This window comes from Rossellomorea sp. ABR4_004 (genome assembly GCF_056159585.1).
In genome coordinates, this window is the sequence record NZ_JBSWVM010000001.1 from 709,980 (window position 1) to 721,985 (window position 12,006).

Genomic DNA, 12,006 nt, shown 5'->3' on the forward strand with positions numbered 1-12,006 from the left:
ATATTCAACAATATTTATCAAAACAATTTAGTGTCCTTCGTGCCATTTGTTTCGCAAACCAATTGTTCAACGATAGAGTCTCTTATTCTTTTAATGTGAGAGTAGGAAAGCCCCATATGCATTCCAATCCACCGATAACTTTTTCCTTCCAACAACCAGTGAAGCACTTCAATCTCGCGGTCATCATTGATAAGATGTAACTTGTCCTGGATAATCGATATCTTAGCTTTGTATTTATCTATAACTCGGTGGCGCTTTTCTCTTCTCAACACTTCTTTATAAATTGGATCACTGGTAGTTCCCTTAGCTTTCGGTTGCCCTGCCTCTTCTCCATATTGTGCTGTAATTCCCTCACCAGCATCAGAAAGCGATTCCCTGATAACCCTTATAGAGTTTATCATCCAGTGATAATCTTTTAATATTAAAGCTACTTGCTCTTTCTTCATAGCTAACAACCCCTTATAAGAAATATAAAAAAGGACACCAATCAACACCATTACATGTGTTAGATCAGTGTCCTCCAGTTGGCTGGTAGAACTATTAAAAATGTTGAGGTGCTTTGATTAAATAAATTAAATTTAATCTATTTATCAAAATCAATACTTTTTAGCAATTTAATATATTTATGTCTATTTCTATTAAACAAATAATTAGTTAAAAAAATTAGTATTACAACAAATAAGAATGTCAAAATTGCAACATCCATTATTTCATAAAAAAATAATTTTGCACTTTTTATAAGATTAATTCCACCTTCCTTACTATCAATGTATTTAGCTCCTGTATTACCAATAAAAACAAATATCCCCATTGAAATAGTTATCATGATTCCTACAAATGAAATTATCCATCCCAATAGCTGGTTAGAATAATTAATAATACTACCATTAGTTATTTCTAAATCCTCAATAAAATAATTAATCAGAGATTTAGAATGATTTTCTTTCAGAAACTCTTTAAAATATTCGATGTCATTAAAACTTTTCAATTTTCCTGTCTTTTTCTCTAACTTCTTTAAATACTTTATTGTATCGTTGGTCTGTAATAACAAATAACTATATAAATTCTCCATACTACTAATTAGCTACTTAGCTAAAACTCTTCCCCCTCATCAAACTTAACCCTTTTCACTTTGCCTTGGTGAGTAACAATCTTTGTTTCTCCATGTTTGGGCAACTCAGCGACTTTCGCCTTCCCATCACAAACCACCACAGCAAAACTTCCTTCTTTATCCATTATATCAATTTCTAGTTTTAAAGTACTAGGATTAATTTCTACATCTGATAACCTCACCAGAACTCCTCCTATGTTATAATTAAGTTAGCTGGCCGGGAGAATTCCTGGCTTTTTTCATTTAATTCTAAATTAATTATCTTTTGTTAAAAATTTACTACCCATGCCTTTTCCAACTATAATGGTATGGGGTGATATATTTGAAAGAATGCGAGATTTTATTGGCCATAAAGAGATTAGGATCACTATTTAAAGAATTCAAAGCTTGCAACTCTCCTAAAATCAGAGAAAAAATAGATAAGGAAATCAAAATCTTAAGTGAAAAGATCCATCCTCGTAACGATTAATTTAAGAAACCAGAAAATATACATATATTAATATTTTTCAATAAAACCAAGAGTTTTTACACGAAATAGCCAGTTACAATTCCACGGAATGTACCTAGTGCATAAATCTTTAATTCTTCTAATGTGATAGTATTTACCTACTAAAACAGCGAGGTATTAACATGGAATATAATTTAAGGGACAAGGTTTTATACCAAGATAAGGAATATAACATACTTTGGATTTATGACAGTGAGTACATTGAAATAGCTCAAGGTTACTCAAATATAGAACTGGTACATAAAACAGAAATCAAAAAGTTAAAATAATGATATTTTCACAATTTAGTCACAAATAATATTATCCAAATCTATTCCATTATTCTGTAAATAACAGTAAAATAATCCTAAGCAGTTATTTCGGCAGCCGAAAGGATGATTTTATTGAACTCATTAATTGTTTTATCAGAAGAAAAACTTCAGGATATACTAGTAGACTCAAAAAGAGTTGGAACTTCCATAGACTTCATAAGACTGATTGAAGATGCACTTCAACTCAAAATAGATATAAAAGAAATGAATACGTTCCTTAACTAATCATTACTTAGAAATTCTAATTCTATTAACAGGAGAAACGCTGCACTTAGTCGTTTCTCCTGTTTTTTATTGATCAATGGGTACCACCATAATCTCAATCCTTGGCTTCTCGCTATACCACTTACTAGCTAATAACTCTACCACCTGGCTATCATCCTTCCAGAGGATCTGGTTACAAGCGTCTTTAATTCCTTTCACATAGTTGTCTACATCAGGTTTTGTTACTGGTCTTAATTCGCCACTCTCAGCTGCAGCTAACTTCTTTTTGCTGAAGTTCTTCAAAGTTGGCTTATATACCCTGATAAACAACTGTAGTAGTCCTTCAAGCAGTTTCTTCGGTCGATGCTCAGCAGCAACCAACTTTACATACTTCTTAAAGTCCTTAGATTTCTTAGGATCATAAGCCCTGGCAAATCCTCCTTGAGAGCTAAACCTTGGTCTCCCCTGGGCTACGGGAGTTCCATAGACCGTAAATTGAATCATCTTCATTACTCAAAACCACCCATTCTCAGAACTCTCAACATTCCTGTTTCTAAATTTAGCAATGGCTAATTCTTGCCTTAGTTCATAATAATTCAGGTCATAAATGCTTGTACCACTCTTCGTTTTAGTAACATCTAAGGTAAGGAGCTCACTGATCATCCCTTGTGACTTCGCTTCCTGACTAACCTTAATAGAATCAAATAATACACCCATTTCATTACCCCCTTTTAAATGCTAAAAGCTCTGCTTCAAGCTTTGCCTTTTCTTTCTCAAAGTCATAGTCACTAGACTCGCTGCGTTGATTCTGTGTGGAAGTCTTATTCTCCTCAAACCACTCTGGTAATCTCTCAGTACGAATTGGCCGAACCTTACCATTCCTCGCAGGCGTCCGCTTAGTTCTCTCCTCCTTAAACTGCTGTTGCTCAGCTCGAGACTGCTCCAGAGTTCTAATCCCCTTCTGAGACCAATTCTTAAGAATGGCTTCAACGTATCCCCATTTCTTCGTTCCTTGCTCTACAGCAATCTTCATGGCCTCCAGTACCAATTCCTCACAGAGATCATCACACCAAGACACAATCTTTTGCGGTATATAACCTCCCAAGATCCCAAACCCCTCTTGCTCGTAAAACTGAAACGGATTGAGCGATGCAGGTGCATCATCTACTACATCTTCTTTTAGTTTCGTTTTGTTTTGTTTATGTTTAGGTATGGTCAACTGTTGGTCATCGGATTGGTATCCATATTGGTATACGGATTGGGTATCGGATTGGTATAGCGATTGGTCAACTGAGTTGACCAATGACTTTACCTTATAGATGGGAGCCTTCCCCTTCTTGCCTTTTTCGTACTCAATCAATTCATTTTCGATAAGCTTTATTCGAGCATTAACCAGCCCTTGTTTAGAAAGGCCAGTTAATTTCTCTACTGTGGAGTTGGGCGCATTGAATCGTTCTTTCCAGCCAGCCATATTGTTTATAGCCATCAGTGTGTGCCATAACGCAATTGCGCTGGTATTAAGATCGTTCAGTAGCAACCAATCCTTAAAAGCTTTGAGTTCCTTTAGATAATTCAAGTCATCACCTCTATGCTTGTCTTACGTATGAAATAGCTGCTGAAATAGATTCCCTGTCTTCCTGATTCGTTGCGTCTGACAAAGCATTCTCAAGCCATGTAAGTGTATTGTTCTTCGTTACATCCGTTTGATAAGGTCTGAAGACAACCCCTCCATGATCTAGGAACATTTCTAATGGGGTGCCACTATTCAAACCTTGCGTTCTTCTAATCTCCTTTGGGATAACCACTCTACCTAATTCATCGATCTTCCTCACGATTCCAGTTGCTTTCATAATTCCTCTTCCTTCCTTTCACATATCGCTTTCCCCTCTTTAACACCTTTTACGTGATAATAGGGATATCGCTTCATATAGTCCAATACGAGACATTTCAGCTCTTCCTTACTCTGAGCCTTCTCCCAAATCCATTTTGGAAGAAGGACTCTGTAAGGTACTTCATTGTTAATCAAACTTCATGTCCATCGTGTCTTGTGCTGATTCTTTATTGCTTTTCTTTGATTTAGGTTCTTTTGCCGGTTCTTCCGTTTGTTCTTCCTGGACCTCATATTCGATTGTGTTGTCATCTTCTTCAGGTGTAATATCTTTCATTTCACGATCTTCGTTATCTTCAATAACAGCCTTTTGCATTTCGACTGATAGAATGCCCCATTTAGATAAGAGATTCTTCAGTACCGTTTTCATGGCCATAGCATCCCAGTCATTCTTCCAACCAAAATCTGATTTACTGAATTTCTTCCGATGCTTTTCTACTTGCTCTCGGGTCCAGTAGACAGTTTTTCTAAATCCATTCAGTAGTTCAAAATAAGCTGCGTATCCAATGACGGCTTCTGATTCTCTTTTCTCAAAATCGATATCGATTTCCTCTGTTAGGGGATTCCATTTAATCAATTCCCCTTCATGGATCGGTGTGACGTTTATATACCGGTACTGTCCGGTTCTAAGGGCTAATTGAATATAACCTTTATATCCAAGTTGAAATTGTGCCTTGCCTCCATATGGGACAATCCATGCATACCCTAAATTCTTATCTACTGGAAGATCTAATGTTGCTGCAATCATCGCTGAAGAGATAACTGACATTGGTTCAGCTTTTTGAAGCATCTTTTCATTGTTGTAAAGGCTAAGGATAGAGGCGGTAAACTGTGTTGCTCGTTTACCTAATACCTCTTCAAAGCGCTTAATCACACTAGGACTAGCTAGTAACCCTTTCATAGTGGAACCTTGAGTAGAAGGAGCTTGTCCATTCTTGTTAGCTAATTGAGTTTTAAGAGATTGATTGGTGGCCATTATTTAGCCTCCTTGATATCAAATCGTCTATAAGCACTCTTTTTGGTTACTTCTTTATATATATTCGGAAACTTCTCTTTTAATAGCTTTGAATCTACTCTATTTGATTCAATCGGTTTCCAGGCTACTTCATAGTTTGAGCAGAAGCCTAATTCAGCTTCTTTTAATTCATGCTGCAGGTCATGCTGAATATGTTTTTTCTGTTTTTCTAATTCGCTAATGGTCTTCTTCAAATCGAAGTATTCAAGTATTCGATCTTTATTGGCACTCTGTAACTCGATGGACTTTCCTTTTTCAGCTTTGGCATACTTTTCTTTTAGATACTTTTCAGCAGCACTCGATCCGTCCAGGGCCGGGGGATTCCCTCCCATTACGTGGTATTCCCAAAAATGCTTTTCAGCTTCAAAAATAATTTTGATCAATTCTTCGTCACGGTCCACTTCTTTACAAATAAACTTGTTACCACCTATTAAGACCGCGATGTATGCCTTGGGGTATCCGAGTACCCCTAAGTAATGCTGCACCTGTACCAAATACGATTCAGGTATTTCTTCGCTCTCCCAATCTTTCGCAAGAAACTGATTAGCTGTTTTACATTCGAGTAACGCTTCTTCACCAACAACCTTCCGGTCAATGTTAGCGATAATGTTCTCATGATCAGGATGTTGAAGAATAGCATTCCTCTTTCGTACCTTCTTCCCCATCCGCACTTCAAATTCTTTTGCGACCATATCCTCAAAAAGATTTCCAAAGTAGGCAGCTTCACTGGATGATTCTTCAATGAGTACCTGACCTGTTTTCTCAAGCCATAATTCAAAAGGTGTTTTATATTTATTAAGTCCGAGGATGATGGAAGCGTCTGATCCTCCAATTCCTTTTCTTCTCATTTCTAACCATTCATTACGATCCATATTATTTGTGGTTGCTAATATCGCTGGCATAAATTCCCCTCCGATTGATTTATTTTTCAAAGTACTATAGAATGAATGAAACTTTTTCTTTGAGGGTTGACCCCTCTTTCCAACGAGACCTGTGTGCCAGCACAGGTCTTTATTCTGCTATTGAGAAATGAAACTTACATTTTTCAATCAAGTAATCCTCTAAATTTTCTTCCAAGATGACTTCCCCATTATCTGGATCCGTTATAATTGAATCTCCAGCCAAAATCTCGTTCCCGAAATAATCAATTCCGTTATGTTCCGGCTGAGAGACCATATTGGTGTATCCATATCTCTCTAACCTTGTGATATCCGGATGTTCAAGCATTTATTTCACCTCCTTAAATTGTTAATGCATGAAATTTGCATTCATACTCATTCACGTTATATAATTCTTTTTGCGCATAAAATAGTGAGATGCAGTAAGCTTTGGTGCCAGCCTTAGCTTGCTGCTTTTTTTGTTTTCTTTCTAAGTAAAAGAGTCTTTTCAAATGAAGAAAGCTTTAACCATTCACCTGCTTTGATCTTCAAGGCCTTCACCTTCACCCCTTCTAGCTTCGATTCATCATGACGTTCACAAATGTTTGAGTAATATGATGTAATTCATCCTGCTTTACTTTTTTCTCTGCCAATCTATCAAGCTCTTTAATCGAATTAAGTAGATCAACCGTTGATAACATGGCATCTTTATATTTTCCTTCTTCCATTCTTTCCTCAATCGCCTGAATCGAATTCCAGGAACCTCTTTGATGTTGAACTGCCTTACGTAAATCTTCTTTCTTAAATGTTTGAGTGATCACTTTTGTAACCTCCGTGCTTTTAGGGTTAATCTCCATTGTTTGAAAATCTGTATCATGGAGAATTGATATTCTTTGGATATTAGAGCGACAAGGTTGATCATACTTGCTGCAGCATCTAATACTTCAAATGCAACCTTTTTCATTTCCTCTCGCTCTGTATCGCTTTGAGATCTTACTGGCTTAAACCAACATGCTTTTTCAAGATGTTCTAATGCTTCAAGTGATTCTTTTTTGACCAGTAGCATCATGGATGTTGGATGGTGTTCGATGAATTCTCCGTTTAAATAGGGTATTGATACATCACCAGCTGACTCGTTCCATCTAACGAAGTAATATTCTTCATCGTCGATTGCCTCAGCTGTTAACGCTCTTAAATCTTTAGGAAAACGCTGTCTCCCCGTTTCGTACTTTGCAATGCTTTCTCTTGAAATCGGAAGCTTTAGTGATAATTGTTGTTGTGTTATGCTCTTGCGCTTTCTCGCACTAGCAAGCTCCTCCCCTTCCATGACTTTCATAAGGGTTGCTCCTTCCTTTACCTATATATGGATTTCAATGTTCGGGCATAGTTCATAAAATGAAGTTAACTTACTTTTTCAGATTTTTGTTTCCGTTCACGTTCTTCAATGATTCTTGGGACAGATGTTTTTAGGAAGTAACTTAGGATTTTTTTGATTGTTTCATCTGATGGTTGGTTCAATTAGATCACCTCCTTTCTTGTATGGTCATTATTCAATTTATAAATAACGGATTCCGTTAGTTTATCATCAAAAAAAATACTTGGATCTACATTCAATACATTACCAATTGTTTTAAGGCGTTCTACATCGAGTCTTACTGAACCTGCTGCTATGTGTCTATAACCTTGTAGTGAAAGTTCAATTTTGTTAGCTAAAAAAGTTTTGGTTACTCCTTTAGCAATACGAATCTTTTCAACATTTGTATGAATCAATTCATCACCTCCCAACAACTAACGTTATCCGTTACTAACAATATACTAACCAATTCCGTTAGTGTCAACCGCTTTTATAAAAAAATTCTCAATTTCCGTTAGTTTTCTATCGAAATACGTTAGTTCCTGTTATTATTAATTAAAATAAACTGATACTAGGGTGAAGCAATATGACTATTGGTCGCCGAATAAAAGAATTAAGAAAAAGAAAAAACTATACTCAGAAACAATTAGCAGAAAGAGTTAAAGTATCCTCTCAAGTAATTTCAAATTGGGAGAGAGAATACACTACTCCTGATTCAAGTGATATTGCCCGGTTAGCTAATGTTCTTGAGGTATCTACTGACGTACTAATTAATGAAAAGCCGAAAAATGATAATGAAAATTCAGATTCTCTATCTGAAATAAACAAACTCGTTAAGGAGTACGGCATAGAACAATTTGGTTTCTTTGATATTGAAAAATGGAAGGATCTTTCTTCTGAGGATATTGAGGAGATTAAGAAGCATTTTGAGTATGTGGTGTTTCAGGCAAATCAAAGGAATAAAAAATAGACCCAATATCGATGGGTCTATTTTTTATCAAATTAGACATTTACTTTTATTTCTTTTTTAAACTCTGCAATAATGTCACGGTCATTGGGATCTATATATTTCTCTTCCTCATAGAACATAATTTCATTCTTAACTATTGACTCAAATTTAAATGTTAAAAAGCCGTATTTATGATTTACACTTAATCCCCTACCTAGTTCGTACCACAAAGAAAAATCATTAGAATTTATTGAATATAAGTATTCACAGTAATAAAGTATCGCTTCTACATAATAATACTTTATATGATATAGTTTCTCAATTGAACTTTCAAACAGGATACTTTTTTTATCTCGATTTTCTTCCACTAAAGCAAGCATTAAATTTTTCAGGCCCACTGTAAAAGGATTTGTAACTACAAGAGGTTCAATATCCTCTTTACTATTAAAGCCCATTTTCGTTTTAACATAATTTGTTTGTACTATTTCAATATACTCTTTATTATAAACCCTATTATTTAGATAATCACTCAATTTTTCAATTGAGACTTTACCAATGTTATATAATAAATCATAGTAGAAAAAATCTTCCTTCATTTCTGTTTCATCTGTAATAAATTCAAAATAGCCTAATCTAAATAGAATATCATGAATTTCTAAATAATATACTTTATTCTCTTTTAAAAATCTTAGTACTTCAAACTCGTATCCCTCAAGGCAATAAATATTAATAATTGTTAAGGTTAAGTACTCTTTTACAACGTCTATAGTTTCTTCTTCTAAATTATCTATTATTGCCAAGTTTAAGTTCTTACTAATATATTCAAAGGAATTTTCAAAATCACCATCAAAATAAATTAATGAAAAATATAATGCATCTTGTAACTTATTTCCATTTAATTCTTGCTCAAATATCTCATTACTCTTGACTAGATTACGAGCAAACTTCCTTTCTTGCCCTATATCATTGAAATATTGACTTATTTTAATAATGTAAAAAATTAAAGTTTCAATTTCTTCTTCCACATGTGATAAATACTCTAAACTTTTGATGAAATTATCCTCTGTATTATCCATTACCCTTAAAGCTTTTACACGATTTGATTGCTTAATCTCTTCTATTAGAGTAAGGATATATGAATTAAATTCATATGCTCTGTTATAGTATCTTTTCTTTTCACTCTTATCTCGTTTAGATAATTGAGCATCAGCAAACCTTCCTATAATTGATTGTAAGTTAATAAATCCTCCGTTAATTTCAATTAAAGATTTATCCTCCAAAGATTTTATATCCTTATTTGTAATTTTGTATAAATCTTTTCTAAATTCTTCTGTTCTAAAAAATTTTTTAAACGCTTCTAAAGGAATACCGTTTGGGAATAAAGATAATATTTCAAAGACAAGTCTTTCCTTACTATTTAATCGAACATAAGAATAGTTAATTGAGTGATATAATGACTCTGATCTCTCAATATTTCTATCTGTCTCATTATCATAAATATCAACACTCCCATTATCTGTTGTCCGAAAAAAATCCTCACTAAGTTCATTTTTTAATGCAATAAAGTCAGAAGATTTAGGCAGGTTTTTTGTGATAATTTTTATTGCTAAGGGATTATTATTCAATAACTTTTCTAGTATCTCCTCTTTTAAAATTTTTTCATCTTTAGGATTTATTCTAGAATTATAGTTCTTTTTGAATAAATTATACGCTTCATCTGTGGTAAAATTTCTTAGTTCATGTTTCTCTTCAAAATCAAAACCAATCCATTGACGTGATGTTACAACTATAGTTACATAATTACTAATAAAAGTAACCAAATCTTTAATTCTATCTACATCTTCTATGGCCAAAATTGATTCAAAATTATCTAGAATAATTAGCGAATTAAGTTTAGTTTGATGTTCTTTAATATACTCAATGAATTCGAAAGAATTTTCTAGATTAAAAGAACGTGCAATATTTTTTTCGAAAGTCTCGTACTCATTAATGGATTCGCAATCAAGAAACTCTATCCCGTCTTTAAAATAACTTCTTTCTGCAAATTCAACAGCTACCTTTTTTATTAATGTTGTTTTTCCGATTCCTCCAGAACCTTTAATTGTAATAATCTTTCCGTTTGCATCTTTTATTTTCCTAATAACATCACTTATATCTGTTCTTCGCCCTACAAAATTAATTAGGTTTTTCTTTTCTATCTTATCGGGAAGATTTTTATTCTCTTCTTTATTAATAGTTGGACTTCCTTTGGAAAGGGGCGACAAATTAAATTCATTTTTATTAATTATTTTAAAATAATTTACTGCATTGATATCTGCCTTCTTAAATAATTTAAATAAAGTACTATTTAAATTTTCTTCATACTCTAATGCTATTAATGGAAAGTCTATTTGTTCTATTTTATCTATTAAAATATCTTGGTCTATAAATATAAAAATCCCTCTTACTTCTGGAAGATACAAATAATCTTCAAATTCATTTATACTGATAAGTTTTCTCTTGAAGTACCTATCTTCAATTATTACCTTTCCATTAATTGTTTTAGTAAATAAAAATAAATAATCAATATCATCCAAATCATTTAAACTCTCTTCAGACAATCTAAATATTTCTATTTCAATTTTATATTTACCAAAATACTTGAGAATGCTATCAATGTTATAAAATTGCTCAACATCTATAGGGTTCGCATATAAAATTCCCACCTTAAATAAATTTTTCTCATCATTTAAGCCTTCTGCATGTGCAATTACTGGCGCAGGTTTGTTGAAAGAATAATTTTTATATGTAATTAATTCATCTAAAAGTAATGGAAGCTCTTCCCAAGAATTTATCCTGACCGGACTTATTCCGTACTCGGTTAAACTCTCTTCATTTGTGGTAATAATATAATGTTTTCTACTTAAATTCGAGAATAATTTTTGAATATACTTAAATGTATTTCTTACATATCTATCTTGAAAACTGAATCCGATAAATAATATAGTCTTGTCAGTAATTATTGATTGAAATCTCGCTAGTTTAGCAGAATCATAATAAAGATCTTCATAATCTTTTCGAAAAAGTACACACTCAGTTGGCGAGTCTATACAACCATGAATTTTAAATATGTACTGTTCATATTCATTTAAATTGGCAATATGATGTTTATCATTACTGATCTTTTTGAAACTGGGCAATGCGCTCTCTAAAACTCTATCATAATTACTAGTTATGATATTTGAAGATAAATCACCAAGTTTTTTATGAATAATAGAATCATTTTTCGGTAGCTCCACATCAATAGCTTTTTCAAGAGATTGGTAAATATTTCTTTTGATTTGCGGATTGTGATCAAGCATTTTATCTAAAACATCTATTTCATCTAATACATTATTTTCCAATGTATACTTCAAAACGTTATAATGATCATCATCAGCAGCTAACTCATCTAACATATTAAAGATTAGGCTTTTCCAGTCTGGAAAGTGGTATTCTTTAGAAAGACCAGAGCCAACAAAAATGACTAAGTTATCATTTTCAATCGCTTTTAATAAATCTTGCTCTATTTTAAAATCCTCCATTTTATCATCACCTTATTAATTTTTCTAATTTAAATATAGCACAAAATAACTACTAATCTAATATTTTCCTGTAAAAATATAGGTGAATTTACAGAAAAACAAAGAAACCTCCCTAAAGAATGAGTGAGGTTTAAGATATTTACTGACCAAACCTTATTACTTTGAATCAGTGTATTATGGGATGAATGCCAATAATCTACTAAATAAGAATAATCATAGTTCAAT

General features: G+C 33.2%; 15 protein-coding genes. 1 reads left to right on the plus strand and 14 read right to left on the minus strand.

Going from position 1 to position 12,006, the window contains the following annotated elements; genetic code table 11:
- Positions 1-17 precede the first annotated feature (17 nt).
- The 13 genes from ACXAF2_RS03910 to ACXAF2_RS03970 all read right to left on the minus strand — a co-directional run bounded on the left by ACXAF2_RS03910 (position 18) and on the right by ACXAF2_RS03970 (position 7,685).
- Positions 18-446: a helix-turn-helix transcriptional regulator gene (locus ACXAF2_RS03910; protein WP_475137453.1), complete on the minus strand. Its 429-nt coding sequence runs from the start codon at positions 444-446 to the stop codon at positions 18-20.
- Positions 447-583: 137 nt separating this feature from the next.
- Positions 584-1,072, minus strand: coding sequence for a hypothetical protein (locus ACXAF2_RS03915; RefSeq protein ID WP_475137454.1), 489 nt, complete (start codon positions 1,070-1,072; stop codon positions 584-586).
- A gap of 20 nt (positions 1,073-1,092) precedes the next feature.
- A complete protein-coding gene (locus tag ACXAF2_RS03920) occupies positions 1,093-1,293 on the minus strand; it encodes an XtrA/YqaO family protein (RefSeq protein WP_475137455.1) in 201 nt (66 codons plus the stop codon).
- A gap of 928 nt (positions 1,294-2,221) precedes the next feature.
- Positions 2,222-2,638: a RusA family crossover junction endodeoxyribonuclease gene (locus ACXAF2_RS03925; RefSeq protein WP_475139094.1), complete on the minus strand. Its 417-nt coding sequence runs from the start codon at positions 2,636-2,638 to the stop codon at positions 2,222-2,224.
- A 9-nt stretch (positions 2,639-2,647) separates the two neighbouring features.
- Positions 2,648-2,851, minus strand: a complete 204-nt coding sequence (locus ACXAF2_RS03930) for a hypothetical protein (protein WP_475137456.1) — start codon at positions 2,849-2,851, stop codon at positions 2,648-2,650.
- Positions 2,852-2,855: 4 nt separating this feature from the next.
- Positions 2,856-3,710 (minus strand): DnaD domain-containing protein, encoded by an 855-nt coding sequence (locus ACXAF2_RS03935; protein WP_475137457.1) that lies wholly within the window; start codon positions 3,708-3,710, stop codon positions 2,856-2,858.
- A gap of 10 nt (positions 3,711-3,720) precedes the next feature.
- Positions 3,721-3,984: an AbrB/MazE/SpoVT family DNA-binding domain-containing protein gene (locus tag ACXAF2_RS03940; RefSeq protein WP_475137458.1), complete on the minus strand. Its 264-nt coding sequence runs from the start codon at positions 3,982-3,984 to the stop codon at positions 3,721-3,723.
- A 168-nt stretch (positions 3,985-4,152) separates the two neighbouring features.
- Positions 4,153-4,998, minus strand: coding sequence for a recombinase RecT (locus ACXAF2_RS03945; protein ID WP_475137459.1), 846 nt, complete (start codon positions 4,996-4,998; stop codon positions 4,153-4,155).
- Entirely contained in the window at positions 4,998-5,939 is a 942-nt protein-coding gene (locus tag ACXAF2_RS03950) for a YqaJ viral recombinase family nuclease (protein WP_475137460.1), read from the minus strand. Before ACXAF2_RS03950 ends, ACXAF2_RS03945 begins: the two co-directional genes overlap by 1 nt.
- Positions 5,940-6,048: 109 nt before the next feature.
- A complete protein-coding gene (locus ACXAF2_RS03955; protein ID WP_475137461.1) occupies positions 6,049-6,264 on the minus strand; it encodes a YqaI family protein in 216 nt (71 codons plus the stop codon).
- A 223-nt stretch (positions 6,265-6,487) separates the two neighbouring features.
- Positions 6,488-6,736, minus strand: a complete 249-nt coding sequence (locus ACXAF2_RS03960; protein WP_475137462.1) for a hypothetical protein — start codon at positions 6,734-6,736, stop codon at positions 6,488-6,490.
- On the minus strand, positions 6,733-7,251 hold the full coding sequence (locus ACXAF2_RS03965; protein ID WP_475137463.1) for a helix-turn-helix transcriptional regulator: 519 nt from the start codon (positions 7,249-7,251) through the stop codon (positions 6,733-6,735). The genes ACXAF2_RS03960 and ACXAF2_RS03965 overlap by 4 nt, the downstream gene beginning before the upstream one ends.
- Before the next feature lie 182 nt (positions 7,252-7,433).
- Positions 7,434-7,685 (minus strand): helix-turn-helix domain-containing protein, encoded by a 252-nt coding sequence (locus ACXAF2_RS03970; RefSeq protein ID WP_475137464.1) that lies wholly within the window; start codon positions 7,683-7,685, stop codon positions 7,434-7,436.
- Positions 7,686-7,855: 170 nt separating this feature from the next.
- Between ACXAF2_RS03970 and ACXAF2_RS03975 the strand changes: the two genes are divergently transcribed.
- Positions 7,856-8,239, plus strand: a complete 384-nt coding sequence (locus ACXAF2_RS03975) for a helix-turn-helix domain-containing protein (RefSeq protein ID WP_475137465.1) — start codon at positions 7,856-7,858, stop codon at positions 8,237-8,239.
- A 32-nt stretch (positions 8,240-8,271) separates the two neighbouring features.
- Here the strand turns inward: ACXAF2_RS03975 and ACXAF2_RS03980 are convergent, their stop codons facing one another.
- On the minus strand, positions 8,272-11,781 hold the full coding sequence (locus ACXAF2_RS03980; RefSeq protein WP_475137466.1) for an SIR2 family protein: 3,510 nt from the start codon (positions 11,779-11,781) through the stop codon (positions 8,272-8,274).
- Positions 11,782-12,006 lie beyond the last annotated feature (225 nt).

Coding starts and splice junctions, on each gene's coding strand:
- ACXAF2_RS03910 (WP_475137453.1), bottom strand. CDS start 446: ATGAAGAAAGAGCAAGTAGCTTTAATATTAAAAGATTATCACTGGATG.
- ACXAF2_RS03915 (WP_475137454.1), bottom strand. CDS start 1,072: ATGGAGAATTTATATAGTTATTTGTTATTACAGACCAACGATACAATA.
- ACXAF2_RS03925 (WP_475139094.1), bottom strand. CDS start 2,638: ATGATTCAATTTACGGTCTATGGAACTCCCGTAGCCCAGGGGAGACCA.
- ACXAF2_RS03930 (WP_475137456.1), bottom strand. CDS start 2,851: ATGGGTGTATTATTTGATTCTATTAAGGTTAGTCAGGAAGCGAAGTCA.
- ACXAF2_RS03940 (WP_475137458.1), bottom strand. CDS start 3,984: ATGAAAGCAACTGGAATCGTGAGGAAGATCGATGAATTAGGTAGAGTG.
- ACXAF2_RS03945 (WP_475137459.1), bottom strand. CDS start 4,998: ATGGCCACCAATCAATCTCTTAAAACTCAATTAGCTAACAAGAATGGA.
- ACXAF2_RS03950 (WP_475137460.1), bottom strand. CDS start 5,939: ATGCCAGCGATATTAGCAACCACAAATAATATGGATCGTAATGAATGG.
- ACXAF2_RS03955 (WP_475137461.1), bottom strand. CDS start 6,264: ATGCTTGAACATCCGGATATCACAAGGTTAGAGAGATATGGATACACC.
- ACXAF2_RS03965 (WP_475137463.1), bottom strand. CDS start 7,251: ATGAAAGTCATGGAAGGGGAGGAGCTTGCTAGTGCGAGAAAGCGCAAG.
- ACXAF2_RS03975 (WP_475137465.1), top strand. CDS start 7,856: ATGACTATTGGTCGCCGAATAAAAGAATTAAGAAAAAGAAAAAACTAT.
- ACXAF2_RS03980 (WP_475137466.1), bottom strand. CDS start 11,781: ATGGAGGATTTTAAAATAGAGCAAGATTTATTAAAAGCGATTGAAAAT.